The following is a 25424-nucleotide window of genomic DNA, read 5'->3' as shown; positions in this document are numbered from 1 at the left end:
CCTGCGCAGGCTAAATCCAGCTTCCGGCCGCTACCCGGTATGGTCGGCGCTTCCGACATCCGCGCGGCTGCGTTGAGCAAGGGACGGCACCAAGATTTCTCGTCGCTTCTCGCCCGGTTAAACCTTGGCGGGACCGTCGAAATTTGATCCAATCATGGCCATGCGTGGAGACAAGCCACTGAGCGCCGTGCACCTCATCAGGAGCTACCTGCTGCTGCCCTTCGTCGAAGCGGTGGAGGCGAAAGGCCGCGACGCGACGCCGATGCTATCGGCATATGGGCTGAAGAGTTCCGACCTTGTCGAGCCCTATTTCCGGTTGCCATTCCCGACCTTCCTGGCCATCCAGCAGCACGCCGCCGATCTCGTCGGCGACCCGTGCCTCGGGCTCAGGATCGGCGCCGAAATCCGCTCCGAGCAGGTGGGCTCCCTCGGTCTGCTGATGGCGACGTCGCACACGTTGCGCGAGGCGCTCCAGCAATTCTCGCGCTGGGGCGCTTCGATGCAGGAAGGCTGGGGGCTCGAGCTCGTCGACACCCCCTCGGGCGCGGACTATGTCTATCGCGTGCACGAGCTTGGCGTCTCGACCAGGCAGGATGTCGAATATTCGCTGGCCAATATGTGCAGCCTCATCCGCACCCGCATGGGGCGCGCCTGGGCGCCAACGGAAGTCCATCTCGGCCACTCCAATCCGTCACGAGCCCGCGTCTACGAGGGCATCTTCCATGCCCCGGTCTTCTTCGACCAACCCGTCAACAAGCTGGTCATCGCCCGACAGGACCTTATGCTTCATTCCGAGCGGGTGAGCTACGCGCTGCTGCCGATCGTCGAGGCGCATCTCCAGCTTGCCAGCGAGGCGGCAACGCATGACGAGAGCCTGGTGCGCCAGGTGAGCCTCATCGTCGCCCAGTCCATGGGACGGCGGCCGGCGCAGATCAACGATGTGGCGGCCAAGCTCGGCATACCGGTCCGCAGCCTGCAGCGCGCACTGGCCGAGTGCGAGACGAGCTTTCGCGACATCATGCGCCAGGAGCGCCGGCGTGTGGCCGAGAACCTGTTGGCGCAGGGGCGCATCAACTCGATCACCGAGATCGCGATCAGCGCCGGCTACGCCGACGGCTCGGTCTTCTCGCGCGCCTTCCGGACGTGGACCGGCAGCGCGCCGAGCCGAAGCCCGCTGCGCAAGAAGGGGAACGGATAAGCTACGCCGCAGCCGTGGCGGGCTTGCCGCTGCGCAGCGTCGAGTGGATGAGGTCGAGGCCAGCTTCCATCTTGTCGATGATCTCGGTGATCTCGGCGCGGCTGATGATCAGAGGCGGGCTGAGCGCGATGGTGTCGTTGGGACAGGAGCGCAGGATCACGCCATTGGCCTCGCAGAGGCGCACGAGCGTCGGGCCGATCTTGTCGGTGACAGCGAAGTTGCGCCGCTCCGCCTTGTCGGCGACGATCTCGACGCCAGCGATCAGACCGGCGCCGCGGACGTCGCCGACGAGCGGATGGCCGGCGAGGCGGCGCTTCAGTTCCGCCTGCAGGAATTGGCCGGTTTCGGCCGCGCGGGAGATGATGTTTTCCTCGTCATAGATCTTGAGCGTCTCGAGCGCCACCGCAGCCGGGACCGGATGGCCGGAATAGGTAAAACCATGGCCGAAGGTGCCGATCGCATGCGTCTCCTCGGCGACCGCATCGACGATGGTCTTGCCGATCAGCACCGCGCTGATCGGTAGGAAGGCGGCCGACAGCGCCTTGGCGCATATCAGGATATCCGGCTCGATCCCCATGGTCTGGCAACCCCAATAGGCGCCGGTGCGGCCAAAGCCGCAAATCACCTCGTCGGCGACCACCAGCACGTCATGGCGACGCAGCACGGCCTGGATCTTCTCATAATAGGTACGCGGCGGCACGACGACCCCGCCGCCACCCATGATCGGCTCCATGAACATCGCCGCGACGGTTTCAGGGCCCTCGGCGACGATCAGGTCGTCCAGTTCCTTGGCGCAGCGGCTGGCATAGTCTTCCTCGCTCTCTCCGGGCAGGCCATTGTGATAGAAGAGCGGCGTCTGCACGTGGAGGAAACGCGCCAGCGGCACGTCGAAAGAGGTGTGGTTGATCACCTGGCCGGTGACCGAGGCCGTCGCCAACGTGATACCGTGATAGCCGCGCATGCGGCTGATGATCTTCTTCTTCTGCGGCCGCTTCAGAGCGTTGTTGTAATACCAGACCAGCTTGATGACGGTGTCGTTCGCCTCCGAGCCGGAATTGGCGAGGAAGACCTTGCTCATCGGCGATGGCGCGAGCTGCACCAGGCGTTCCGACAGGTCGACAAGCGGCTGGTTCGTCTTGCCGGTGAAGGCATGATAAAAGGGCAGCTTGCGCATCTGCTCGTAGGCGGCCCGCGCCAGGCGTTCATTGTCGAAGCCGAGCGAAGCGCACCAAAGGCCGGCGACTGCATCGATATAGGACCTGCCCTCTTCGTCGAAGATGCGTACACCCTTGCCGCGCGTGACCACGAAAGGCTCTACGTTGGCGAGCGGATCGACGAAGGGGTGCAAGGCGAAGGCCTTGTCGCGCGCGGCGGTCGAGTTGGGAATCGAAGCGGTCATGGCATCCTCCGGCTTTTGCTTGCGATCTTCAGCGTCGCAGCGTTCCACTGGAACTTCCTGATATATTCCGCCAGTTTTCGTGCAATTCGCGCCAACAGAAAAATGCAATCGCCGTGACTGCCAACGGTCCGCGGCCATGGTCCTGCCGACAGGCCAGCTACCTGACGTCCGCGTTTGTGAGGCCGGAGGCCGGATCTAGTGCGCTTCACCGTTTCACGGAAACGGCGAAACGCACTATCTCCTTGTTTTTACGCAATTCCGGACAGAAGCTGCGGCGAAAATCGCCGAGCCTGACCGCTCACACTTTTTCTGGAATTGCTCTATCGCGCCGAACTGGTGCCTGGGCGGCTGAGCGCGTTCGAGGCGATCAAAAGCACGATCGAGGCGGCTATCAGCACAGTGGCGGCAGCCGCGATCGTCGGCGTCAGCGTGTCGCGGGCGATGGTGAACATTTCGCGCGGCAGCGTGCGCTGGCCGGGACCGGCCAGGAACATCGTCACCACGACCTCGTCGAGCGAGGTGGCGAAGGCAAACAGCGCCCCCGAGGCGACACCCGGCAGGATTGCGGGAAGCGTGACCTTTCGAAATGCGAGGAATGGCGGCGCGCCCATGCTGGCGGCAGCCCACAACAGGCGTCGGTCGAGGCCAGTGAGCGCGGCCGAGACCGTGACCACGACGAACGGGACCGCGAGCGAGGTGTGACCAAGGATGAGACCTGGCAAGGTCGCGGTGAGGCCGGCCATCGAGAAGACGAAGTACATGCCGATGCCGACGATCACGACCGGCGCGATCATCGGGATCAGGAGGAAGGCCGAGATCAGGCGCCGTCCCGGCAGTTGCGGGGCAGCGAGACCAAGCGCCGCCATGGTGCCGAGCGGTGTCGCCAGCAGCGTCGTCGAAACGGCCAGGATCAGGCTGTTCTTGAGCGCCTCCATCCAGGTCTGCGTCGTGAAGAAGGTACGATACCATTTCAGCGACCAGCCGGTGATCGGGAACGCGAAGTCGCCGCTGTCCTTGAAGGAGAACAGCACGATGACGATGAGCGGCGCCATCAGGAAAGCCAGCACCAGCGCGGCCGTGAGCCCCAGGCCGAAATGGCCGAACCGGCCTGCGGGAGTTTGCCTTATACCGGACAAGCGGGCCTCCTAGCGGACACCGACGCCGCTGCGCCGTAGAAGCGCGTTCTGGACGGCGTAGAGCAGCAACGTGACGACGAGAAGAATCAGGCCGAGCGAGGAGGCAAGGCCCCAGTTCAACGTGCCGGTGGTGTAGAGCGCGATGTAGTAGCTGATCATCTGGTCGCCCGGCCCGCCAACCAGCATCGGCGTGACATAGAAGCCGAGGGTGACGACGAAGACCATCAACGTGCCAGCCATCACGCCGGGCATGACCTGTGGAAGATAGACGCGCCGGAAGGCGTAGAGCGGCGTGGCTCCCAGCGAGAGCGCCGCCCTGAACAGACGCGGGTCGATCGACCGCATCGAGGCGAGCAGCGGAAAGATCATGAAGGGCAGCATGACATGCACCAGCGCGGTGATGACGCCGATGCGATTGTAGAGCAGCTTCATCGGCTGATCGATCAGGCCCATTTCCATCAGCAGCGTGTTGATGACGCCGCGGTCCTGAAGCAGCGCCAGCCACGCCGTGGTGCGCACCAGGATGGAAGTCCAGAACGGCAGCAGCACCATCAACAGCAGCAGGTTGCGCACACGGTCGCTCTGGCGGGCGAGGAAGGCGCAGAGCGGGAAGGCCAGCACCAGGGCAAGGACGGCAGTGGTCGAGGCGATAGCGAAGGTGCGCAGAATGATCGAGCGGTAGAGCGCCGCGCCCGGACGTGCGGGACCGATGCCGGTTTCGTAGTTCCGCCTAAGGTCGAGCGCCGACAGGATATGGAAGGTGCCGACCGGGCCCGCGGCGCGCTTCATCGCCTGCCAGGTCGAGTTCGCGCGCCATTGCGGATCGAGCGTGGCGAGATCCGGCGTGACGCCCGCGGGAGCCGCCTCGAGCTTGCGCTTGGTCGATTGCAGCAGGGCGCGGAAGCCAGGATTTTCATAGGAGAGCCGGCGGCTGAGCGAGGCGAGGCTGGCGCCGTCGACGTTTCTGAGGTCGCCCGCCAACGCGGTGTAGGCCGCTGCCGGCGGCAGGCCCTGGCCGCTCCAGGATGAAAGCTCGACAGCTGTCGCGGGCAGCGCCGCGCGCAGCTCCGGATCGAAGACGCTGCGCCACAGGATCATGCCCACGGGAAGCAGGAAGGTGGCCAGCAGGAACAGGAACAGCGGCGCGATCAGCGCGTAGCTGCGCAACAACCCCCCTCTTTGTCCCTTGAACATCGCGCTCCCCTTCCGTAGCGCTGTGTCCAGATCCGCCTCGACGAGATGGATCTGGACACAGATTGGACCGTATTTACTGCGCCGACCATTCGGCCCAGCGGGCGGTCAGGGCGTCGATGTTGTCGATCCAGAAGGCGTCGTCGATCTGCAGCACGTCCCTGGAATTCTCCGGCGCCGTCGGCAGGTCGGCGAGAAGGTCCGGCTTGATCATGCCGACAGCCTTGGCCGAGGTGATGCCGATCGGCTGGACATCGGGCAGATGGCTCTGCGGTTCGGCTTCGCCGGCGAATTTCAGCAATTCATAGGCCTTGTCGACATTGGGCGAGGTCTTGAGGATGACCCAGCTGTCGGCGGTCTGCAGCGACTTGTCCCAGACGATGCCGAACGGCTTGTGGTCCTTGTTGATGGCATTGGTGACGCGACCGTTGAAGGACGAGGTCATCACCACTTCGCCGGAAGAGAGAAGCTGCATAGGCTGGCCGCCGGCCGTCCAGAACACCAGCGAGGATTTGATCGTGTCGAGCTTGGCGAAAGCGCGATCGACCCCTTCGGGCGTCGACAGCACCTTGTAGACGTCGGACAGCGGCACGCCGTCGGCGATGAGGGCAAACTCGAGGTTGGTCTTGGGCGAGGCACGAAGCGCGCGCTTGCCCGGATATTTCTTGAGGTCGAAGAAATCGGCCCAGGTCGGCACGGCGCTGACGCGCGTCTTGTCGTAGGCAAGCACGTGGTTGTAGATCGCCGCGCCGATGCCGCATTTGTGGACGGCGCCGGGCACGTAGTTGTCCTTGCCGCCGAGCTTGTCGATGTCGAGCGGCAGGATCAGCCCTTCCTGGCAGGCGATCTCCAGCTCCTCGCTTTCGGCGTTGACGATGTCCCAGCCGCTGTCTCCGCCTTCGACCTTGGTCCTGATGACGCCGATGCCGTTGTCCCAGGTGTCCTCCACCACCTTGATGCCGGTCTTCTTCTCGAAGGGCTTGAAGATTGCGTTGCTCTGCGCCTCCTGGAAGGTGCCGCCATTGGAGACGATGACGAGATCGCGGGCGGAAGCCCCGGCCGCAAAGACGGTGCAGGCAAGAAGCGAAGCGGCGAGCAGTCCTGTTTTGTTTAGCATTTAAGTTCCCCTTTCTTTGGTTTTTGGTCGAGCTGGAATGTCAGGCGAGGATCAGAGCCTCCCCGGCCGGGATCGAAAGGCGCAACGCCTGGCCGACCGGCGGAAGGTCCGAGCAAGCCTGCGGCCTGAGTTTGAGCTGCACGGTCTGCCCGCCGGCGATGGCGATGCGGACGCGGACATGATCGCCATGGAACAGCTGGTCGAGCAGCGTGCCTTCGATGACGTTTTCCTCCGGGTCGATCCTTGCATGGATTTCCGGGATGGCTTCCGGGCGCACCACCAGCACGGCTTCCTTGCCGGCCGCGATGCCCTCGCCCGCCTGGCCGCGCAGCACAACACCGTTGCCAAGCCTGATATCGGCCGTGGCGCTGTTGGCGGCCACCACGGTGCCCGGCAGCATGTTGGTCTCGCCGAGGAAGCTGGCCACGAAACGGGTACGCGGGCGTCTGTAGATCTCGACCGGCGAGCATATCTGCTGGATGCGGCCTTCATGGAACACGGCAACGCGATCCGACATGGTCAGCGCCTCGTCCTGATCATGCGTGACATAGACAAAGGTGACGCCGAGCTGGCGGTGGATCTGCTTGATCTCGAGTTGCATCTGCTCGCGCAATGCCTTGTCCAGCGCGCCGAGCGGCTCGTCCATCAAAACGATGCGTGGCCGGTAGACGAGCGAGCGGGCGAGCGCCACGCGCTGCTGCTGGCCGCCGGACAACTGCCCCGGCTTGCGGTCGCCGAAGCCCGCAAGATGGACAAGCTCCAGCGCTTCGGTGACACGGCGCCTGCGCTCCTCCGCCGCAACGTTGCGGACGGCAAGCGGGAACGCGACGTTGTCGATGACCGACATATGCGGGAACAAGGCGTAGCTCTGGAAGACCACGCCCATGTCGCGTTTGTGCGGCGGCAGGTCGGTGATGTCCTGCCCGTCCATGAGGATACGGCCGGAATTCGGCCATTCGAAGCCGGCAAGCATCATCAGCGTCGTTGTCTTGCCGGAGCCGCTCGGGCCAAGCAGCGTCAGGAACTCGCCCTTGACGATGTCGAGCGAGAGATTGTCGACCACCGTGGACTTCGGGTCGTAGCGCTTCGTTACCGAGCGAAACGACACAATCGGCGGCACTGCTGGTTCGGCGATCGGCCGGTCTGTCATAAGGTCAGCTCAATTGGGCGTGAATCTGGTCGAGGCTCTCGGCCACGGCCGATACGATTTCGCTCATGTGCTCGTTGCGCGCAATCAGGGGCGGCGAGAAGACCAGGGTCGGACCCAGAGCCCGCAACAGAACGCCGCGTTCCTTGACCGCGTCCGAAACGCGCTGGGCAACGGCAAGCTCGGGCGCGAAGGGCGTGCGGGCAGCCTTGTCGGCGACGAACTCGACCGCTGCCATGAAGCCGACGCCGCGCACATGGCCGACCAGCGGATGGTTGCCGAGCGCCCGCAGGCCGCCCTGCAGCGCGGGCGCCGTGGCCTGCACATGGCCGCAGACGTCGATCTCGTCATAGATGCGCAAGGTCTCCAACGCGACGGCGGCGCCGACCGGATGGCCGCCATAGGTATAGCCATGGCCGAAGCCGCCGAGACGGGCCGTGAAATCGGCGACCGCTTGGTAGACGCGATCGTTGATCAAGAGCGCGGATATCGGGAAGTAGGCGGATGACAGGCCCTTGGCGCAGGTCAGCATGTCGGGCTCCAGGCCGAAACGCTGCGAACCCCAATAGGCGCCGGTGCGGCCGAAGCCGCAGATGACCTCATCGGCGATGACGAGGACGTCGTATTTGCGCAACACCCGCTGCACGGCGGCGAAATATCCTTCGGGCGGCACCACGACGCCGCCGGTGCCCATCACCGGTTCAGCAAAGAAGCCGCCGATCGTTTCCGGCCCCTCCGCCAGGATCAGCGCTTCCAGTTCCGCCGCGAGCCGCTCCGCATAAGCTTGCTCAGTCTCGCCTTCCGCCTTGCCGCGGTACGTGTCCGGGCAAGCAACATGGAGGAAACCCGGCAGCGGCAGGCCATAGCCATTGTGCATATTGGGAAGGCCGGTCAGGCTTGCAGCGGCGATGGTGGTGCCGTGATAAGCCCGCTGCCGGCCGATGATCTTGCGCTTTTGCGGCTTGCCGATGGCGGCGTGATAATACCAGACCAGCTTGATGGCGGTGTCGACCGCTTCCGAACCCGACGCCTGGAACATCGCCTTGGACATCGGCACCGGCGCCTTCGCCAGCAAGACCTCGGCGAGATCGATGACTGGCTCGGAGCTGCGATGGGCGAAGGTCTGCTGATAAGGCAGCTTCAGCATCTGGGCGTAGGCGGCATCGGCAAGGCGGCGATCGCTAAAGCCGAGCGAGGCGCACCACAGCCCGGCCATGCCGTCGAGATAGCGGCGGCCATCGAGGTCGACGATGCAAACGCCGTCACCCTGCCCGATCACCATCGGGCCGACCTGCTCGTGCAGCCTGAAATTGGTCTGGGGATGGGCATGGAACCGCACGTCGCGGCCGTGCGGAGAGTTCAAGATAGCCTGGTCCATCGCTCATTCCCGTTCTGATCTTGTTTTACGATACAAAATGATGTTTCGTATTACAAGACGATTTTTAGCAAGATCGCCGATGCGGACAAGATCGATCCTGGAACGGCCGATCATCGTCGCGGCTCCGGGAATCTTGTCTTGAAGGACACGCCGGGGTAGCAGGAAGACGAATGCCTCAAACCGCCCCGAACGACGCGCAGGACATGAAGGAAGGTAGTGACATGACCACGGCTCGGTCCGACGGCGGCGTGAAATCGGTCCAACTTGCCTTCGATGTGCTCGAGGCAGTGGCTGCGGCGCCAGGCGAGGTCGGGGTCAGCGAGTTGGCCGCGCTGCTCGGCACCACGAAAGGAACGGTTTTTCGCCACCTGCAGACCCTGGTGGAGCGCGGCTATGTCGACCAGAACGCGGTTTCGGCCCGCTACAAGCTGGGCACCAGATCCTATCTGATCGGCCAGGTCGCCGCCGGCCGCATCGAGCTGCTGACCGCGTCGTCGGACGCGATCGCCTCGCTGCGCGATGAGATCGGCGAGACAGTCGTTGTTTCGGCGCTGCGCAATCGCACGCTCGTCGTGCTGCGCACGGTGTTCGGGAAATCCAACCTGGAGATCGGCGTGCGGCAAGGCAGCGAGCTCGTGCTCCACGGCACCGCCCAGGGAAAGGTGGCGCTTGCTTTCAGCAACCGATCGCTACTGCAGCATGTGCTGCGCCAGGGCCTCACCCGCCTGACGGATCATACCATCGTCGACCCGCCGAAGCTGGAGGCCGAGCTCGAGCAGGCGCGGGCGCAAGGCTTCATCACCGCACCCAGCGAAGAGACGTTTGGCATCAACGCCGTGGCCGCGCCGATCTTCGACCGGATGGGCGATGTTGCGGGAACAGTCGCGATCGTCGGCTCGGTGCAGAACATCAAGGCGGTGCCGGACCAGGCTCAGGTCGAGGCCCTGCTCAAGGCCAGCCTGCGCATTTCCTGGAATCTCGGCTACGACCGCGGCGCCATCGAGGCGCGCCGGCGCATGGATTCGGCGGCGCCCTGACCGGGATGGTCACGCCTGGTCGAAACCGATAAGGCGCGCCGGGTTGTCCACGAGAATGCGGCGCACCGTCTCCTCGTCGCCTGCGTAGCGAAAGAGAAGATCGAGCAAGGCGCCGTCATTCGGCGGCTGCGTCTTGGACAGCGGATGCGGCCAGTCGCTGGCCCACAAAACCCTGTCTGGAGCGGCCTCGATATAGGCACGCGCAACAGGCAGAACATCGTGCCAGGGGAAGCCGGCCTGCGATATCTTGTGGCCGTTGGAGAGCAGCACCCAGAAATTTCCCTTGCGCAGCAGCTCGACGACCTTCTCCTCCGTGGCCTGATGGCCGGGCTGGCGCAGGTCCGGCCGGCCCATATGATCGATCACGACCGTCAGATCGGCGTTCTCGTAGAGCGCGACACTGTCCAGGATGCCCTCCTGGCCGGGTTGAATTTTGACGTGCCAGCCCAACTCCCGCGCCCGGGCAAAGGCGCGGCCAATCATCTTTTCGTCGGGCGCGAGATTGACCGCGCCCAGGAAATTGAACCGTGCGCCTCTGACGCCGGCTTTGGTCAGCCTTTCCAGTTCGGCGTCGGGGCATTCGGTGAGCGCGGCGGCAATCACGCAGCCCCGATAGGCCGGTCCAGCCTCCGCCAGCGCATCGAGCAGCGCGGAATGATCAGTGCCGTAAGTGGTCGGCTGCACGATGACGCCTCGTTCGATGCCCAGCACCTCGTGCATGGCGAGTGCCCTGCCGATCGTGGCTTGCGGCATCTCATAGGCCGCGCCGGGCCGCACCGGATAGATTTCCGCGGGCCCGAAAACGTGAAACTGGCAATCCGTGGCGCCAGGAGGCGGCATGCGGGAAGCCGGCCGCGGGTCCGGATCGAACGGAAAATAGTCGGCCATGACAGGCGCCTTTCTCCCCGCTAGGCGCGTGACCGGCCGATGACGGCGGTCACGTCGCACTGGATCTCGATGCGGCCATCGAGCTCAGCCTGAAAGCTGTGGCGGGCCGGTCGGCTCGCCGCGTCGGGGAACATGGCGAGCCATTCGCGGTTGAGCGCTTCCCTCTTCGACCTGTCCCGCATCCAGACGGTCATCTTCAATATGTCGTCGGTCGAGCCGCCGGCGGCTTCGACGATCGCCCGCGCATGCTCGAACATGAACCGGCACTGGTCGTCCAACCCCTGCGCCAACTCGCCTGTTCGCGGATCCACACCGTTGATGACGCCGGACATCAGGAGGTTGCCGATCACCGCGGCATTCGGGATCGGGTTCTTGTGGCGGAAGCCGGGTATATGGATGGCTCGACGGCGTCCCATCGGGCTCAGGGCCTCAGCCAGACAGCCAGCGCGATCGCCAGGACGAGAACCGCGCCCATTCCAAGGACCGCGAGGATGACCTCGCGATCGCGATGCAGCGGCGTTCCGCGTGCCTTGATCCTGGCAAGCAGCTGTTTCATGTCCGCTTCGCGGTCAAATTCCACGCGGTGCGAAATGCCGTCGATGTTGAAGTCGATATAGGGCCGCCCGGCTTGCCGGCCGGTCACGCAGCCCCTGGCTCGCACAAGAAGCACCTCGATGCGGGGAGCAGTTGCCGGGCCGAAGCGGAGCGTCGGGACGGCGCCCGCAAGCAGATGCTGGTAGTCGATATCCATCCCGCTCACCGCTTCCCGCCAGACAGCCTGCATGGCTGATCACGCGCCGACCTGGCTGACGAACTTCATCGCCAGATAGGCCTGCAGGCCTTCGCTGCCGCCCTCGGCGCCATGGCCACTGTCCTTGATGCCGCCGAACGGGGTCTCCGGCGCGGCGAAGCCGAAATGGTTGATCGAGATCATGCCGGATTCGACTTCGTCGCCCAGCCGTGCGGCCTTGGCGGTGGATGAAGCGAACGCATAGGCGCCGAGCCCATAAGGCAGGCGGTTTGCCTCCGTCACGGCATCGTCGAGCGTGTCGAAGCCGTTGATGACGGCAACCGGGCCAAACGGCTCTTCATTCATGATACGCGCCGATTTCGGCACGTCGGCAAGCACGGTCGGCGCGTAGAAATAGCCCTCATTGCTGATGCGGCGGCCGCCGGTGACGACGCGCGCGCCCTTTTCGGCCGCGTCACGGATAAGACCGTCGAGCGCATCGATGCGGCGCGCATGCGCGAGCGGTCCCATCTGTGTGCCTTCCGCGGCGCCATCGCCGACGACGAGGTTTTCCGCCAGCGCCGCAAATGTCTCCGTGAACCGGGACTTCAATTTTCCGTCGACCAGGAAGCGCGTCGGCGACGTGCATATCTGTCCGGCATTGCGGAACTTGATGCCGGCGCCAAGGCGGGAAACCGCATCGACGTCGACGTCGTCGCAGACGATGAAGGGCGCATGGCCGCCGAGCTCCATCGTTGTGCGCTTCAAGTGCTGGCCGGCGAGTGCCGAGAGCGAGCGGCCGACGGCGACGGAGCCGGTGAAGGAGATCTTGCGGATCACCGGCGAGGGAATGAGATAGGACGATATCTCCGCCGGCACCCCGAAGACGAGGTTGAGCGCGCCGCCGGGCACACCGGCCTCCTCGAAGCAGCGCACGAGCTCGATGGCCGAGCTCGGGGTCTCCTCGGGCGCCTTGGCGATAATCGAACAACCGGCGGCGAGCGCCGCCGCAATCTTGCGCACCAGCTGCGCGCACGGGAAATTCCAGGGGCTGAAGGCGGCAACCGGACCCACCGGCTCGGCCAGCACCGCCTGCCGGACGCCAGGCAGCCGCGAAGGAATGACCCGGCCATAGGCGCGCCTGCCTTCCTCGGCGAACCAATCGATGATGTCGGCGGCCCCGCCTGCTTCCAGGCGCGACTCGGCGAGCGGTTTTCCCTGCTCGCGGGTGATCGCCTGAGCGATCGCCTCGGACCGCTCGCGCACGAGATCGGCGGCCTTCGCCAGAATGCGGTAGCGCTCATAGGCGGTCGCCTTGCGCCAGACGCGAAAGCCGGTTTCAGCGGCCCTGAGCGCAGCGTCGAGATCGGCGGTCTCGGCGAAAGCAACGGAGCCGATCTCCTGGCCCGTGGCGGGATTGATCACGTTGCCGCGTCGCGAGCCGGAGCCCGAGGTCCACGCACCGCCGATGAAGAGGGATTTGGTCATGAGGATTGCATTCCTTGAATGGCGCTCAGCCGTATTCGGGGCGGGCGGGCGTGAAGACATCGAGATTGAGGGCAGGGCCGTCGCCGACGACTTCGACGTAATGGACGACCTCGCCCGGTATGTGCGCGAGCCCCCCGGCGCCGAGACGCACGACTTCATCGCCGATGTGGAAGTCGACCAGACCTTCGAGGATGTAGACGATCTGCTCGTGGGGATGCGAATGCGGCTTGAGCTCGTGGCCCGGCTGAAGCCGGTGCAAGGCGAGCGTGGCGCCGTTGCCGGAAAAAGCCTTCCGCTCGATGCCGGGCCTGACCGGCACCCAGTCGATCGCCTCCCAGTCGATGGAATGAATGCTCATGAAGTCCTCCTTGCAGATGGGGCTCAGGACAGGCCGATGAACTGGGAAGCGTTGGTGGAAACCATGCGCCGGATGTCGGCCTCGCCGTAACCGAGGTCGAGCAGCAGCCCGATCATCAAACGAAAGCCCTCGACCGGCGTCGGGTTGTTCTTCTGGCCGAGATCGGAGCCGAAGAAGGTGTTTTCGACACCCGCCGCGTCGATGACCTGGCGCAGATGCTCGCGGTCGAACAGATAGAAGGTCGACGGCACGAACATGCAGATCGAATGCTCGATCATGACCCCCATGCGCGCCAGTTGCGCGACGTCCTGGAAGGAGCCGTCGTTGACATAGGTGGGATGGTTGAGGAAAAGCCGCTTGACGCCCCGCGCCTTGGCTTCCTCGTAGAAGGGCCACAGCTCGCTGATGTGATGGTGGCCGCCGGACACGGCCGCGTCGGCCTGCGCGACCAGATCGAGGATGAGCTTGACCTCGTCGGTCACCTTGCCTGACGCATCGACCAGCCTGCAGCCGACCGGCGCAACGGTCTTCTTGCTGTTGACCGGGAACTTGTTCTTGAAGTCGGCATCCTTCTTGTCGTGGTCGATGTGGTTCTGCGCATGCGCCGTCGCCATCCACACGATGCGGGCGCCTTGCTTCAGCGCATAGTCGACAGCGCTCGGATTGAGGCCGCCGAGCGGATTGTTGAGCACGACGGCGCCGAGCGTGGTGACGGCGCTCGGGAAATGCTTGTTGATCAGATGCGCGATCGGCATCGTCGGGTAGTAATGGTCCTTGAGCAGGACCGCGGCCATGCCGGCCTCGGCGGCCTGGCCGACCACTTCGATGTGATCGACGGCACGCGGCATCAGCGAAGGGCCGCTATGGACATGAAGGTCGACGGCACCCTGCATCAGGCCCGTGATGGTCGCCTCTCTCTGCGGATCGATCGTGTCGCTCATCGTGTCTTTCTCCCGAGTTCCGGCGCCGTCGCGGCCGGTATGAACTGCCGCCAGTGGTCGATGCGCAGCGGCATTTGCGAAAAGGTCTTGCGCCGGTCGGCGGCTATGCCCACCGCGTCTCGAGCTGTAAGGCCGTGTTGCTCCAGCCAGCGGTCCAGCTCGGCGAGGCTGTCGCCGATGACGCCGAAGCCGCGCAGCATCACGGCGGAAGCAATGCCCGCCGCGGACGCGCCGGAGAGCAACATGCGGGCGATGTCGAGGCCGTTGCGAGCACCGTTGATGCCGATCAGCGGACGATCCGGGCCAAGCCTGGAGCGGCTCAGCGCCAGCCACTGGCAGGTCAGCGGCAGGTTCCAGAAACCGCCGACGGCGAGGCTGGTGCCGAGCATCGGCTCGAGTGTGTCGACATCGGGGATGAAGCCGAGCAGCCGCCCGGCCATGACGACGGAATCGGCGCCGCTGGCGAACGCGGCTTCGGCAAGGTCCGGCACGCGCTCGCTCTGTCCCGTGAGCTTGATCCAGAGCGGTATCGAGACGGCCTGGCGCATCCTGGCGACGATCGCCCCGACGCGTTGGGGCGAAAGCTCGGTGGTGACGGCGCCCTTGGCGGCCTGGCTGGCATAGGGCGTGCCGATGTTGAATTCGAGCACGCGAAGACCCACCTGCTCGACCTGCCTCGCCATCGCCACGGCCTGATCGAGGTCGGCCAGGATTAGGCTGGCGACGAGGGTGCAGTCATGGGCGCGCGCCGTGCGGTCGAGCGCCACGGTCTGCTCGAGCCATGCGGGGAAGGACTGCGGCGTCAGCCCAGAGCGGCTGGCGATGGTGACGTCGTTAGGCGCATCGGCGCCCCACGGCATCGGTCGCCAGTCCTGCCCCAGCGCCACATATTCGGCGCGCTGGAGCTGGTCCCGCGCGGCTTCCGATTCATTGGTGGATTTCACCACGACCGCGCCCGCGCCGGCGCGGATCGCCGCCTCCACGCCCGCGGCATCGATCATGTGCTCCGCCGCCGCCGCGACCAGCGGGTTCTTCAGCTCGATGCGACCGACACTGCAGCGCAGCCTGACCATTCCCGCTCCAAAGGTTTCCCGTCTGTTGCACCGTAACCGCAGCGTGCGATTGTGTTTTGTATTACGAAACGATGTTTTACTAAATACAACGCCGACAGGGATGCGTCAACCACCCGGATGCGGCCGCACAAGACGAGCCGGGCGATGCGGAAAGACGCCAACCGCGAATGGATCTGGACAGGGGCGGCGGCGGTCAGTCGGCATCTTCAACCGTGATCGCGCCCCAGCAGGAAGTCCGCGCAACGCTCGGCCATCATGATGCAGGGCGCGGCATATGGGCCGCCTGCCGGATGATCTGCTCGGCCGCGCCGGCTACTACCAGGCGGACGCCAGCTGCGTGCTCGTCGAAGGGACCTGGGAGGCGGCGCTGGCAAGCGCCAACACTGCGCTCGACGCGATGGACCGGGTGCTTTCAGGAACGAACGCCGTCTATGCGCTTTGCCGGCCGCCGGGGCATCATGCCTGTCGCGATCAGGCAGGCGGGTTCTGCTATCTGAACAACACCGCCGTCGCCGCCAATTGGGCGAGCTCGCGAGGCGCGCGGGTGGCGATCGTCGATGTCGACGTGCATCACGGCAACGGCACGCAGGCAATCTTCTATGGCAGGCGGGATGTGCTCACCGTATCGGTGCATGGCGATCCAGCCTGGCTCTACCCCTACTACGCAGGCTACGCCGACGAGACCGGAGCCGGTATCGGAGAAGGCTTCAATTCGAACCTGCCGGTACCGCTCATGAGCGACGGCGAGGCCTATCTGGCGGCTCTCTCGGCCGGCTGCGCGGCGGTACGGCAATTCTCGCCCGACCTGCTGATCATAGCACTTGGCCTCGACGCCTCCCGCGACGACCCCTTTGCCTGTATGGCCATCGACGAGAGCGGCTTCGGCCGGATGGGGCGAATGCTGGGAATGCTGTCGCTGCCGACCCTGATCGTCCAGGAAGGCGGCTATCCCTCCCCCACGCTTGGCCAGTCGCTCGCGGCTTTCCTGAACGGCTTTGGCAGCCGATAGACAGCGGCTGCGGCGTGTCAGTCCGGCGATGAGGACAGTCCCGCGAGAAGCGGCGCGTAGGCGGCGAGCCTGCGGGATATGAACTCAGTGAAGAGCCGCACGCGCTTCGTCTTGCGTGCCTCGCCCTGTGTGAGAAGCCAGAGCGTTCCGTACATGTGCAGGCCGGTGCCCGGCACCCTTGCGAGCAGCGGGTCGGCATCGCCGACGAAGCACGGCAGTGTCGTCATCCCCACCCCTTGCCGTACGGCAACGATCTGCGCCTCGCCATCCGTGGTCCTGAAAGGAACCCCTGTGGCACGAACCTCACCCTCGCGGACCCAGTCCGGGATGCCATGAACGCTTATGACGATCCACCGGATGGGATCCGGCGCGCCCGCGCGCCACGCGGCGAGTCGATCGCGAGACATGTAGACGCCGCCGAACAGCTCCGGCCCCTTCAGGCCGTGAAGATTGAGCGGCAGGGTCTTGCGGTCGTAGACGACGCGGATCGCGACATCGGCGTCCCGGTTGGTCAGATTTGCCAGCTCGCCGGACGACAAGATTTCCATCTCGATGTCCGGATGCAGACGCGCGAAATCGGTGAAGTCCGACATGAGCAGGTGTGTCGCAAGCGTAGGCGCCAACGTCACCCGCAGGAGCCCGCGCACGCCCTGGTCGCGACCGAAAACGCGCGTCTCGAGCTGGTGCGACGAGGCTTCCATCTGGTTCGCGAGCTCGAGGACCTCCTCGCCCGCGGCCGTCAGGCGGTAACCAGAAGGCAGCTTTTCGAACATGTGCGCCGCGAGGCGTTCCTCGAGCTGAGCGATGCGTCGCAGCACGGTCGAGTGATTTACCCCGAGACGCCCGGCGGCAGCCCGGACTGAGCCGCCGCGCGCGACGGCAAGAAAGTAGCGAACGTCATCCCAGTCGATCATGGTGCAATCCGGCACCGTGCGGTGCGTCTTCCAAAGCCCGTCTCCGATACCATCGAATAGCGTCGTCCTCGGACAAGTCGGGTGATGACTTTTGCGCTTGGGGCCGTTGCTCACGCCGGACATTCCTTGGCTGAAGTTATTAGCTCGCCTGGTTCGATTTTGCACCACCGATGTGCGGACTTCCGCACTGAAAGCCTGACGCAGCCGGACCCATTTCAACCTCGACACGATCCCCGGACGAATGCTCGGGGCAACGAGGAAAGCCGAAAGGAGAAGTCATGGGAAAGCTCGATGGTAAGGTTGCAGTCGTCACGGGTGGGTCGAGCGGCATGGCGCTGGCGAGCGCCAAGCGGTTCGTCGAAGAAGGCGCCTATGTTTTCATCACGGGCCGGAGGCAGGAGGCGCTCGATGAGGCGGTGAAGGCGATTGGCCGCAACGTGACCGGCGTGCGCGCCGACTCTGCCAACCTGGCGGACCTCGACCGCCTGATCGACACGGTCAAGCGGGAAAAGGGCAAGATCGACGTCCTGTATGCGAGCGCCGGCATAGGCGAAGCCGTCCCGCTGGGCGAGATTACCGAGCAGCATTTCGATGCGGCCTTCGGCCTGAATACGCGCGGCACGCTGTTTACGGTTCAGAAGGCGTTGCCGCTGTTCAACGATGGCGGATCGATCTTCATGACCGGGTCAGTTGCTTCGGTGAAGGGCTTCCCTGGTTACAGCGTGTATGCGGCGAGCAAAGCGGCGTTGCGTTCATTCGCACGCACTTGGCTCAACGAACTGAAGGGCAGGAATATCCGGGTGAACGTGTTGAGCCCGGGTCCGATCGCCACACCGATGCAGGACCAAGTTCTCACCGAGGAGGCGAAGCGGATGTTCGAATCCCTGATCCCGCGGGGAAAGATGGGGCGTGCCGAGGAAATTGCGGCGGCCGCGGTGTTTCTTGCTTCCGACGATTCCAGCTTCGTAAATGGGGTGGAGCTGTCCGTCGACGGCGGCTTTTCGGCCATCTGAAATCGCGCCTGATCGCCGGAACCACCCATGGCGAAAAGACTTCCGCGCCGAACGGCCGGCCCGGCTGCGCGGAAGTCGTTCGTGACGGGACGTCTGCGCAAAGATCGCCCCACACAGCGGAACGGATAACCCAGCGCCATTGAAGGCCGGGGAATCAACATCAACACGGATCGGAGAAACATTATGAGCTACGCGATTGTAGGATTCGGCAAGATAGGCCAGGCCCTCGCCCACGCCTTCGCCCGCAAAAACATCAACGTGGCCGTCGCGAGCAGACGGCCACCCGAGGCGTTGGCGCCGCAGGCCGAGGCGATTGGACCCACGGTCGTCGCCATGTCGCTGCGGGAAGCACTCGAGGCTGACACAATCTTCCTGGCGGTCCCGTTCGGGGAGCACCGCGAGGTCGCGAAGGCCCTGCCGAACTGGAAAGGCAAGACGGTCATCGACGCGACGAACGCGTTGGTTCCCCCTGAGGAGCTGGACGGTCTCCCGTCCTCCGCCTTCGTCGCGAAGGCCTTCGCCGGCGCCAGGTTCGTGAAAGGTTTCAATCACCTGATTGCGGCCACCCTGGCTGCCGATCCGGTCGTCGAGGGCGGCCACCGGGTCGTCTTCCTGTCGAGCGACGACGAGGACGCGGTCGCCCCCGTGGCGGCCTTGGCCAAGCAACTCGGGTTCGCACCCGTCAAGCTGGGAAAGCTCAACGAGGGCGGCGCTCTGGTGCACGCACGCGGCCGCGTTTGGGGCCAGCTCATCTTCCAGGATTTGTTCAAGAAGGAGCAGTGACCGATCTGGCGCAACGGCGAATCCACGGGTCGCTCAGCATCTATCGAATGCTGGCGATGGCCTAGGATTCGCCCCGGTGTCCCCTGCTATCCGCTGCGTGATGCTCCCCATCATTCCCGCTCAATTGTTTTTGACCCGGCTAAGATATGGAGCCGACGCCGAAGCCCCAAGGCCGGACGCCCGCAAGGGTTCAGACAACAACGAACGAAGATGCGGTGAGCGAGAGATGCGGAGCAAGGGCAGCGAACTGGACCTGATGGGCCGCACCGCTGCCGTCGCTGTCGAAGGAAAGGGCTCCGGTCGAACTGTTGTAGATGATGTGGTCGGTACCGGCGTGCGCGCTCGCGCCGATGTGCAAATCCTGCATCGGGAGGGCGCCGGCGTGAAGGCCCGCAAACACGCTGTGGTCCAGTTTGATCTTGTCCTGGCCAACGTTGAAGTCGGTTACCTTGGCGATGTTGTCGGCCTTCAGAGCCGAGTGGAAAACGAAGACATCCTTGCCCCCGTTCCCGGTCAACACGTCATGGCCGCCGCGGCCATTGATGACGTTTGGCCCGGCATTGCCGTCGATAGTCTGGGCCGACGAGTTGCCGCTGAGGTTGATTGCCGTCGTGCCCGAGCGGTTCGTGGTAGCCAGGTGCTCGATTTCCGAACCAAACAAAAGCGCGTGGCTGACCGAGGCGAGCACAGTGTCCGTGCCGCCGTGGATCGCCTCGAGCACCCTGTCGCCGGCATTATTGACATAGTAGGTGTCGTTTCCGGCACCGCCGACCATCGTGTCTGCGCCCGTCGTTCCGTGAAGGACGTTATCGCCAGGGGTGCCGTAGATCGTATGGCTGGTGGTTGCGCCTGCAGGCGCAGATGAAGTGCCAGTGCTCGATGACGCGGACGAGGTACCGGTACCGGAGGATGTGGATGTACCGGTGCCGGCGGGTGTGGATGAAGTACCGGCGCTCGACGACGCAGGCGGCGTGGTCGAGGAGGTATTGTGCTGCAGGAAGACGGACTGCAGAGCCTTGTCGTTTCCAAGCGACGTGTCGCCCTGTTGCGAACCCCAGGCATAGGCATAGTCGAAGGCAGGCGACGGCGCCAGCTTGGCCCAGTGGTCCATCATGGTCTGCTCTTGGGCCGCAGTGGGCATCACATATTGGCCGCCCGTGTCGGTCGTCCAGGAGCCGCCTCCAAACGCCTGATAGACCGGAACGATCTGGCTGGCCGGGATGCCCGATGCCACCGCCGCGTTAGCGGCCCTGTCGATCATGTTGTAGTCGATCGTGCTCGTACCCGTGCGCACCGGATAGGGATCCACGCCGTAATAGTCGATATGCGTGTTGGCGGGATTGTAGGTGTTGGAAAAATCCGGGTTCGTGGAGGACCCCATGTTCATCATTGTGATGAAGGTCTTGGCGCCAGGCACGTTGGCATGAATCCAATCCGACTCCGCCTTCAAATTGGCAGCGGATGCGTAGGTGCCCCACTTGCCGGTGGGATCCGGCTCGTCGGCAAGGAAGAAGCCGTACAGGTTCGGATTGCCGATGAAGGGGGCCACCTTCTGGGTAAACGATGATGTGGCGCCATTCACCTCGTTGAGCCAGACCAGGCCCTTCTGGCCGGCCGGCAGCGCGTTGAGCTGGTCGACAGATTGAACGTCGACAAGATTGAATCCGGCAGCGGCGATGGGAGCGCCCAGTCCACCGGATCCTGATGTGTAGTGGAGAGTCATCCGATTTCCTTCATAGTTCGGACCCCCGGGACGCCCACCTACTCGAATGCCATATTGGCCTCAAATCAAATACGGATGTCTCTCGTTCAGAATAATTGATCGGCCAATGGCTCCGCTTCCAAAGGTCGGAATTCCAATGGCGGTGTCGTCATGCCGTAAAACGGCAGCTTTCATGGCGTCTATCGTCCAGGCATATTCAGCACTCGGTAGCGATAGATCGTTTTCGGCTGCGATCATTCTACGACTTATACGAGTATTAACCTTGATCAACTGCGACATCGAAACGAGTAACTGTCGACGATGTGTCGCGTTTGAATGCTCGACGGAGCCGACTGGCCAGGCGTTTCGGTATTGCGCTCCAAGCTGGGACGTCGCGGATTACCTGCCGTGACGTAAAACCCGCTCACGTCGGCCGGCTATGCTCGCGGCCTGTCTGCCGGTTGCCGGCAAATGTGATTTGCCGGCAATGGCTGGGCCACGATGCCGCGAGCATGCCGTGATCGCATCCCCGCCCTGAGGTAAGGCGCTGGCCGAAGGCTCACACAACAACGAACGATGACGCCGTGAGCGAGAGGTGGGGCGCAAGGGTGGCGAACTGGACCTGATGAGCGCTTCCGGTGCCATCTACGTCGAACGATAGTGCTCCGGTTGAGCTGTTGTAGATGATGTGGTCCGTGCTGTCATGGGCGCCCCTCCCAATGTGGAAGGCACCGGCTGGCAAGGCACCCGTCTGAAGCCCCGCGAAAACGCTGTGGTCGAGTTGGATCTTGTCCTGGCTGACGTTGAAGTCGGTTATCGTGGCGACATTGCCGGCTTTAAGAGCCGAATTGAATACGAAGACGTCCTTGCCGCCATTTCCGGTCAGGACGTCAGCGCCGCCGCCGCCGTTGATGATGTTGGCCCCCGCATTGCCCTGGATCGTCTGGGCGAATTCGTTGCCGGTCAGGTTGATTGCCGCGGTTCCGGAGGGATTCGTGGTTGCCAGGAGTTCGATCTCCGAACCCGGAAAAAGGGCATAGCTCACCGAGGCAAGGACCTTGTCGGTTCCACCACCGATCGCCTCGATCACCTGGTCACCGCTGTTGTTGACATAGTAGGTATCGTTGCCAGCACCGCCGATCAGCGTGTCGGCGCCGGTTGTTCCCTGAAGCACGTCCGCGCCGGGGGTGCCGTAGAACGTGCCGCCTGTGGTTGGGGGCGGTGTCGTGGTCGAAGGCGATGTCGTGGTCGGAGGCGGAGTTGTTGTCGAAGTGGTGGTGGTCTGCGTATTGTGCTGGAGGAACACGGCTTGCAGCGCCGAATCGCTTCCGAGCCCCGTGTCGCCCTGCTGCGATCCCCAGGCATACGCGTAATCGAAGGCAGGTGAGGGAACCAGCGCGGCCCAGTGATCCATCATCGTTTGCTCTTGGGCCGGAGTAGGCATCACATACTGGCCACCGGTGTCGGTGGTATAGGTGCCACCGCCAAACGCCTGATACACCGGCACGATCTGGCTGGCCGGTATGCCCGACGCTTCGGCCGCGGCCACGGTCCTGTCGATCATGTTGTAGTCGATCGAGGTCACGCCGGTGCGTACCGGATAGGGATCCAGCCCGTAGTAATCGATGTGCGAGTTCGCCGGATTATAGGTGTTGGAAAAGTCCGGATTCGCCGACGATCCCATGTTCATCATGGTGATGAAGGTCTTCGCGCCCGGCACGTTTGAATGGATCCAGTCGGATTCCGCCATCAAATTCGACGCGGTTGCGTAGGTGCCCCACTTGCCGGTCGGATCCGGCTCGTCGACGAGGAAGAATCCGAAAAGATTCGGATTGCCGATGAAGGGCGTGACTTTCTGGATGAAGGAGGACGTCGTCCCACTGTACTCGTCGAGCCAGACCAGCCCCTTCGATCCGGCCGGAAGCGCGTTGAGCTGATCAACGCTTTGAACATCGACCAGATTGAATCCGTCGGCGGCAATAGTCGTACCCAGCCCGCCAGATCCGGACGTGTAGTGGAGTGTCATGCGACTTCCCTTTGTCTGATTCGAGAAGCCCCCGACGGCTGCGTAACCGACGCCTAAATTAGCTACAAGTAAAAATAGATGCGCTTTCGGTCAGAGTTGTTGATAACGATGCCGGCGCGACGAGACGTCGCGCCTCCGTTCATTTCTCCGTCGAGCGGCCTGGCTGCCGGGGCCGCACGCGCCCAGGAGTCGAGAGGGCCATGCCGCGCCCCTTTTCGGTTCTTACCCACCAAAACTGTCACAGCGTATCGCCGCATCGGAGCAAGGCTTCCTGCTTCATTTAAACGGACGAGGACAGGAGGCAAGCCTGCCCTTAGCGTGAGCTGGGTGACATTCGGGCGGAAGCATCGCGAACCGGCAATGAGAGCAAATCCAAACGCCTGCCACGTCGTGCGCCCGAGATGCCTTGCGCTCTCGGGAGGGGCAAGATGAACCCCCATCTGGTTTGCGTGGGAGGCGAGGATCACCCTCTGCGTATTCCGTTCCTTCTATCGCTGCGCGAACAGGGCTTCAGGCTCACCGCGGTATCGAGCGACGACGGAACCGCATTTTCGCGCCACGGAATTCCTCATCGACACATCAGGTTCGATCGATTTGCCAGCAGCGGTGCGGAATTGAGCACACTGCGCTCGATCCGCGGACTGATGTCTGAACTCCGGCCGGACATCGTGCAAAGCTTCGACACCAAGCCCAACTTGCTGACGCCGCTGGCAGTACGAGGCCAGGTGCCCGTTGTGCGCACGATCAACGGCCTTGGCTGGACTTTCTCCTCACTGGAGCCACGGGCGCTCGCCCTGCGTCCAGTCTTCTGTAGTCTGCAGTGGCTTGCTTCTTTCTGGACAGCCGTGACTGTCTTCCAGAACCGGGATGACCAGGCTTTCTTCGAACGCTGGCAGTTGATCGGCAAGAGCGCGGCGCGCTTGATAGCTGGTTCAGGTATCGACGTGGAGGCATTCGCGACAGTGCGTCGTTGCGGGCCTTCCGCGGCGACGATGCGCGAGCAGCTTGGGCTGCACTTCGCCGAGGTCGTGATGTTCGTCGGCCGGCTGACCCGCCAAAAGGGGATTCCGACCCTGCTTGAAGCAGTTCCCCGCATTCTTAAAGAAAGGCCCAACGCGCGTTTCATTCTTGTCGGCCCGCGCATGTCCGAAGGTCCATTTGCCGTCGCCAAAGCCGACATCGACAGATACGCTCCCCATGTACTCGCCCTTGGACCGAGAACGGATATTCCCGCCCTGCTTGGCATGGCCGACCTTTTTGCGTTCCCTACGCAATATCGGGAGGGTATCCCGCGTGTCCTGCTGGAAGCCGGACTGGCCGGATTGCCAATCGTCGCCTCGAGGATGCCCGGCTGCAATGACGTGGTCGAAGATGGGTGGAACGGCTATCTCGTTGCGCCGCGCGACGTGAACGGCTTTGCATCCAGAATAATCGATCTCCTGTCAGATCGCGCCCGCGCCAAGACCATGGGCGACCGGTCGGTCGGATTTGTGCGAGAGCGGTTCGCGCTTTCGGGTGTCGTCGATCAGTATTGCGACCTTTACCGGCGCATCCTTTCCGGCGCGATCCAGACAGGCTTGCCGGGCCAGGCGACGGCAAGGGATCCAGGAAACCGCCAGCTCAGCGAGGCGCCGCAATGATCCGCGACGCGCTCCTGGCCTGCGGCGTCGCAATGGCATATGCGACGCAGCTCGACGTCCCGAGATTGCCGTTTGGATATGGCGAACTGTTCCTCACGCTTTGGATCGTGCTGTCGCTCTTGAGGGTACTTGCAGGCGGCCGCCTGGAAGCAACGCCAGCCCTGGCCAAGCTTGCAGCCTTCTGGCTGGTCCTGACTTTTGCCCTGGGATTGGGCACCATCGTCGGCTTCATGACAACTGTCCTCTACGTGGATCCGCTGCTGCACGACACGGTGGCTTATGCGCTGCTGATCTGCGTCACCTGTCTGGTGGCCGCGGAGCCCGATGCCGATGTCCGATTGCGCCGGAGCGCGTGGTGGGTGATCGGCATCGCGAACATGTGCTTCGTCATTCAGGTAGGCGTCGGTTGGGGTTGGATACATCAATCCGGCGTCGATCCCTGGTATTGGGATCGGTTCCGCGGCTGGTCCGAGAACCCGAACCAGCTCGCAATCTATTGCGCGCTCTTCGGCCCGCTGGCCCTGCACCTTACGACCACCACTCGCAGTCGGTGGGGCCGGCTGCTTGGAACAAGCTGCCTAGTCATTACCTTCTATGTCGGCCGGCTGACGAAAAGCGACACCTATCTCTACACAAGCATCGCGACCGGTCTGATGTTTGTTGCGCTGTGGACCAGGACATGGCTTGCGACCGGGCGCGCCGACAAAAGCCTGTTCCGACAGGTTATGCTCCTGCTGCTGATAGGCTCCCTTCCGCTGGCGATGTCGCTGAGCCCCTACGCCCTCGCTGAGGCCGGCCACGCGGCAAATTATGCCAAGAGCCTCACCAAGGACAAGGGTGGAGAAGCGACCGAAGAGACCGCCGCGCTTCGTCTTTTTCTTTGGGGCGAGGCATTGGAGAAGGGAGCGACAGCGGGATCATTGGGTCTAGGCCCGGGACCGCATCTCGAACGCCCGCCTATCGTCGACAAGCAATTTCTGCCACGCCCCTTCGAAGCCCACAGCACCGTTATCGATCTCTACCTGCAAGGTGGGCTGGTCGCTGTCCTCGCCCTCGCCTGGATCGTCAGCTCGGCTGCGCTCTCGGCGTGGCGCGCGAGGGCAGACGCCCTGCTGGTGCTTATTGCGTCGATCGTCATTTTCGGCTCTCCGCACCTGATCATCCGCCACCCGATTGTGTGGTTTGCGCTGACCATGTCCCTTGTCGCCAGAACCAATCAGGCGGTTCCGGCGACCGTTCGTTCCAAGGAATACTAG

At 63.7% G+C, this 25424-nt stretch carries 24 protein-coding genes; 7 read left to right on the top strand and 17 right to left on the bottom strand.

The annotated features are described in order from the left end of the window. Positions 1–154 precede the first annotated feature (154 nt). Positions 155–1198: an AraC family transcriptional regulator gene (locus tag RFM52_RS05610; protein ID WP_320294519.1), complete on the top strand. Its 1044-nt coding sequence runs from the start codon at positions 155–157 to the stop codon at positions 1196–1198. Position 1199: 1 nt separating this feature from the next. Here RFM52_RS05610 and RFM52_RS05605 read toward each other — a convergent pair whose 3' ends face one another. The 6 genes from RFM52_RS05605 to RFM52_RS05580 all read right to left on the bottom strand — a co-directional run bounded on the left by RFM52_RS05605 (position 1200) and on the right by RFM52_RS05580 (position 8566). Then, positions 1200–2597, bottom strand: coding sequence for an aminotransferase (locus RFM52_RS05605; protein ID WP_320294518.1), 1398 nt, complete (start codon positions 2595–2597; stop codon positions 1200–1202). 320 nt (positions 2598–2917) lie between these two features. Next, positions 2918–3733 carry an ABC transporter permease gene (locus RFM52_RS05600; RefSeq protein ID WP_320294517.1) on the bottom strand — a complete coding sequence of 272 codons (816 nt, stop codon included), beginning with the start codon at positions 3731–3733 and terminating at the stop codon, positions 2918–2920. 9 nt (positions 3734–3742) lie between these two features. Next, positions 3743–4927 carry an ABC transporter permease gene (locus tag RFM52_RS05595; protein ID WP_320294516.1) on the bottom strand — a complete coding sequence of 395 codons (1185 nt, stop codon included), beginning with the start codon at positions 4925–4927 and terminating at the stop codon, positions 3743–3745. A 73-nt stretch (positions 4928–5000) separates the two neighbouring features. After that, the gene (locus RFM52_RS05590) at positions 5001–6041 is read right to left on the bottom strand and encodes an ABC transporter substrate-binding protein (RefSeq protein ID WP_320294515.1); all 1041 of its coding nucleotides are present in this window, start codon (positions 6039–6041) and stop codon (positions 5001–5003) included. Positions 6042–6081: 40 nt separating this feature from the next. After that, on the bottom strand, positions 6082–7191 hold the full coding sequence (locus RFM52_RS05585) for an ABC transporter ATP-binding protein (RefSeq protein ID WP_320294514.1): 1110 nt from the start codon (positions 7189–7191) through the stop codon (positions 6082–6084). Positions 7192–7195: 4 nt separating this feature from the next. Next, positions 7196–8566, bottom strand: coding sequence for an aminotransferase (locus RFM52_RS05580; protein ID WP_320294513.1), 1371 nt, complete (start codon positions 8564–8566; stop codon positions 7196–7198). Positions 8567–8736: 170 nt separating this feature from the next. Between RFM52_RS05580 and RFM52_RS05575 the strand changes: the two genes are divergently transcribed. Then, the gene (locus RFM52_RS05575) at positions 8737–9603 is read left to right on the top strand and encodes an IclR family transcriptional regulator (protein ID WP_320294512.1); all 867 of its coding nucleotides are present in this window, start codon (positions 8737–8739) and stop codon (positions 9601–9603) included. Between the two features lie 9 nt (positions 9604–9612). On the opposite strand, the gene RFM52_RS05570 is transcribed toward RFM52_RS05575, so the two are convergent. Genes RFM52_RS05570 through RFM52_RS05540 form a run of 7 tightly spaced genes read right to left on the bottom strand, consistent with a single transcriptional unit; the run spans position 9613 to position 15081 of the window. Continuing rightward, positions 9613–10491, bottom strand: a complete 879-nt coding sequence (locus RFM52_RS05570) for an amidohydrolase family protein (protein ID WP_320294511.1) — start codon at positions 10489–10491, stop codon at positions 9613–9615. Positions 10492–10511: 20 nt separating this feature from the next. Further along, positions 10512–10907 carry a RidA family protein gene (locus tag RFM52_RS05565; RefSeq protein WP_430699229.1) on the bottom strand — a complete coding sequence of 132 codons (396 nt, stop codon included), beginning with the start codon at positions 10905–10907 and terminating at the stop codon, positions 10512–10514. A 5-nt stretch (positions 10908–10912) separates the two neighbouring features. Next, positions 10913–11275, bottom strand: a complete 363-nt coding sequence (locus RFM52_RS05560) for a hypothetical protein (protein ID WP_320294510.1) — start codon at positions 11273–11275, stop codon at positions 10913–10915. A 6-nt stretch (positions 11276–11281) separates the two neighbouring features. Beyond that, a complete protein-coding gene (locus tag RFM52_RS05555) occupies positions 11282–12709 on the bottom strand; it encodes an NAD-dependent succinate-semialdehyde dehydrogenase (RefSeq protein ID WP_320294509.1) in 1428 nt (475 codons plus the stop codon). 25 nt (positions 12710–12734) lie between these two features. Then, entirely contained in the window at positions 12735–13067 is a 333-nt protein-coding gene (locus RFM52_RS05550; protein ID WP_320294508.1) for a cupin domain-containing protein, read from the bottom strand. A 23-nt stretch (positions 13068–13090) separates the two neighbouring features. Next, on the bottom strand, positions 13091–14008 hold the full coding sequence (locus tag RFM52_RS05545) for a DUF6282 family protein (protein WP_320294507.1): 918 nt from the start codon (positions 14006–14008) through the stop codon (positions 13091–13093). Next, the gene (locus tag RFM52_RS05540) at positions 14005–15081 is read right to left on the bottom strand and encodes a beta/alpha barrel domain-containing protein (protein ID WP_320294506.1); all 1077 of its coding nucleotides are present in this window, start codon (positions 15079–15081) and stop codon (positions 14005–14007) included. Before RFM52_RS05540 ends, RFM52_RS05545 begins: the two co-directional genes overlap by 4 nt. A 274-nt stretch (positions 15082–15355) precedes the next feature. On the opposite strand from RFM52_RS05540, the gene RFM52_RS05535 reads away from it, so the two are divergent. Beyond that, complete coding sequence (locus tag RFM52_RS05535) at positions 15356–16090, top strand: histone deacetylase family protein (RefSeq protein WP_320294505.1); 735 nt, start codon at positions 15356–15358, stop codon at positions 16088–16090. A gap of 17 nt (positions 16091–16107) precedes the next feature. On the opposite strand, the gene RFM52_RS05530 is transcribed toward RFM52_RS05535, so the two are convergent. Beyond that, positions 16108–17004, bottom strand: coding sequence for a LysR family transcriptional regulator (locus RFM52_RS05530; protein ID WP_320294504.1), 897 nt, complete (start codon positions 17002–17004; stop codon positions 16108–16110). Between the two features lie 278 nt (positions 17005–17282). Between RFM52_RS05530 and RFM52_RS05525 the strand changes: the two genes are divergently transcribed. Both RFM52_RS05525 and RFM52_RS05520 read left to right on the top strand, forming a co-directional pair. Then, entirely contained in the window at positions 17283–18017 is a 735-nt protein-coding gene (locus RFM52_RS05525) for an SDR family NAD(P)-dependent oxidoreductase (RefSeq protein WP_320294503.1), read from the top strand. A gap of 183 nt (positions 18018–18200) precedes the next feature. Further along, positions 18201–18800, top strand: coding sequence for an NADPH-dependent F420 reductase (locus tag RFM52_RS05520; RefSeq protein ID WP_320294502.1), 600 nt, complete (start codon positions 18201–18203; stop codon positions 18798–18800). A gap of 190 nt (positions 18801–18990) precedes the next feature. Here RFM52_RS05520 and RFM52_RS05515 read toward each other — a convergent pair whose 3' ends face one another. The 3 genes from RFM52_RS05515 to RFM52_RS05505 form a co-directional block, all read right to left on the bottom strand. Then, complete coding sequence (locus tag RFM52_RS05515) at positions 18991–20523, bottom strand: calcium-binding protein (RefSeq protein ID WP_320294501.1); 1533 nt, start codon at positions 20521–20523, stop codon at positions 18991–18993. A 60-nt stretch (positions 20524–20583) separates the two neighbouring features. Beyond that, positions 20584–20760: a hypothetical protein gene (locus tag RFM52_RS05510; RefSeq protein WP_320327837.1), complete on the bottom strand. Its 177-nt coding sequence runs from the start codon at positions 20758–20760 to the stop codon at positions 20584–20586. Between the two features lie 301 nt (positions 20761–21061). Then, complete coding sequence (locus RFM52_RS05505) at positions 21062–22528, bottom strand: calcium-binding protein (protein ID WP_320294500.1); 1467 nt, start codon at positions 22526–22528, stop codon at positions 21062–21064. A 428-nt stretch (positions 22529–22956) separates the two neighbouring features. Between RFM52_RS05505 and RFM52_RS05500 the strand changes: the two genes are divergently transcribed. Together RFM52_RS05500 and RFM52_RS05495 are read left to right on the top strand one after the other, a co-directional pair. Then, the gene (locus RFM52_RS05500; RefSeq protein ID WP_320294499.1) at positions 22957–24168 is read left to right on the top strand and encodes a glycosyltransferase family 4 protein; all 1212 of its coding nucleotides are present in this window, start codon (positions 22957–22959) and stop codon (positions 24166–24168) included. Further along, complete coding sequence (locus tag RFM52_RS05495) at positions 24165–25424, top strand: polymerase (RefSeq protein WP_320294498.1); 1260 nt, start codon at positions 24165–24167, stop codon at positions 25422–25424. The genes RFM52_RS05500 and RFM52_RS05495 overlap by 4 nt, the downstream gene beginning before the upstream one ends.

Source organism: Mesorhizobium humile, assembly GCF_033977215.1.
In the GTDB taxonomy this organism is placed as follows: domain Bacteria; phylum Pseudomonadota; class Alphaproteobacteria; order Rhizobiales; family Rhizobiaceae; genus Mesorhizobium; species Mesorhizobium humile.
This window is presented reverse-complemented; position numbering and strand designations above follow the sequence as displayed.

Coding starts and splice junctions, on each gene's coding strand:
- RFM52_RS05505 (WP_320294500.1), bottom strand. CDS start 22,528: ATGACACTCCACTACACGTCCGGATCTGGCGGGCTGGGTACGACTATT.
- RFM52_RS05520 (WP_320294502.1), top strand. CDS start 18,201: ATGAGCTACGCGATTGTAGGATTCGGCAAGATAGGCCAGGCCCTCGCC.
- RFM52_RS05605 (WP_320294518.1), bottom strand. CDS start 2,597: ATGACCGCTTCGATTCCCAACTCGACCGCCGCGCGCGACAAGGCCTTC.
- RFM52_RS05525 (WP_320294503.1), top strand. CDS start 17,283: ATGGGAAAGCTCGATGGTAAGGTTGCAGTCGTCACGGGTGGGTCGAGC.
- RFM52_RS05585 (WP_320294514.1), bottom strand. CDS start 7,191: ATGACAGACCGGCCGATCGCCGAACCAGCAGTGCCGCCGATTGTGTCG.
- RFM52_RS05560 (WP_320294510.1), bottom strand. CDS start 11,275: ATGCAGGCTGTCTGGCGGGAAGCGGTGAGCGGGATGGATATCGACTAC.
- RFM52_RS05540 (WP_320294506.1), bottom strand. CDS start 15,081: ATGGTCAGGCTGCGCTGCAGTGTCGGTCGCATCGAGCTGAAGAACCCG.
- RFM52_RS05550 (WP_320294508.1), bottom strand. CDS start 13,067: ATGAGCATTCATTCCATCGACTGGGAGGCGATCGACTGGGTGCCGGTC.
- RFM52_RS05500 (WP_320294499.1), top strand. CDS start 22,957: ATGAACCCCCATCTGGTTTGCGTGGGAGGCGAGGATCACCCTCTGCGT.
- RFM52_RS05580 (WP_320294513.1), bottom strand. CDS start 8,566: ATGGACCAGGCTATCTTGAACTCTCCGCACGGCCGCGACGTGCGGTTC.
- RFM52_RS05495 (WP_320294498.1), top strand. CDS start 24,165: ATGATCCGCGACGCGCTCCTGGCCTGCGGCGTCGCAATGGCATATGCG.
- RFM52_RS05570 (WP_320294511.1), bottom strand. CDS start 10,491: ATGGCCGACTATTTTCCGTTCGATCCGGACCCGCGGCCGGCTTCCCGC.
- RFM52_RS05535 (WP_320294505.1), top strand. CDS start 15,356: ATGGGCCGCCTGCCGGATGATCTGCTCGGCCGCGCCGGCTACTACCAG.
- RFM52_RS05610 (WP_320294519.1), top strand. CDS start 155: ATGGCCATGCGTGGAGACAAGCCACTGAGCGCCGTGCACCTCATCAGG.
- RFM52_RS05595 (WP_320294516.1), bottom strand. CDS start 4,927: ATGTTCAAGGGACAAAGAGGGGGGTTGTTGCGCAGCTACGCGCTGATC.
- RFM52_RS05515 (WP_320294501.1), bottom strand. CDS start 20,523: ATGACTCTCCACTACACATCAGGATCCGGTGGACTGGGCGCTCCCATC.
- RFM52_RS05590 (WP_320294515.1), bottom strand. CDS start 6,041: ATGCTAAACAAAACAGGACTGCTCGCCGCTTCGCTTCTTGCCTGCACC.
- RFM52_RS05530 (WP_320294504.1), bottom strand. CDS start 17,004: ATGATCGACTGGGATGACGTTCGCTACTTTCTTGCCGTCGCGCGCGGC.
- RFM52_RS05510 (WP_320327837.1), bottom strand. CDS start 20,760: ATGATCGCAGCCGAAAACGATCTATCGCTACCGAGTGCTGAATATGCC.
- RFM52_RS05565 (WP_430699229.1), bottom strand. CDS start 10,907: ATGGGACGCCGTCGAGCCATCCATATACCCGGCTTCCGCCACAAGAAC.
- RFM52_RS05555 (WP_320294509.1), bottom strand. CDS start 12,709: ATGACCAAATCCCTCTTCATCGGCGGTGCGTGGACCTCGGGCTCCGGC.
- RFM52_RS05575 (WP_320294512.1), top strand. CDS start 8,737: ATGCCTCAAACCGCCCCGAACGACGCGCAGGACATGAAGGAAGGTAGT.
- RFM52_RS05545 (WP_320294507.1), bottom strand. CDS start 14,008: ATGAGCGACACGATCGATCCGCAGAGAGAGGCGACCATCACGGGCCTG.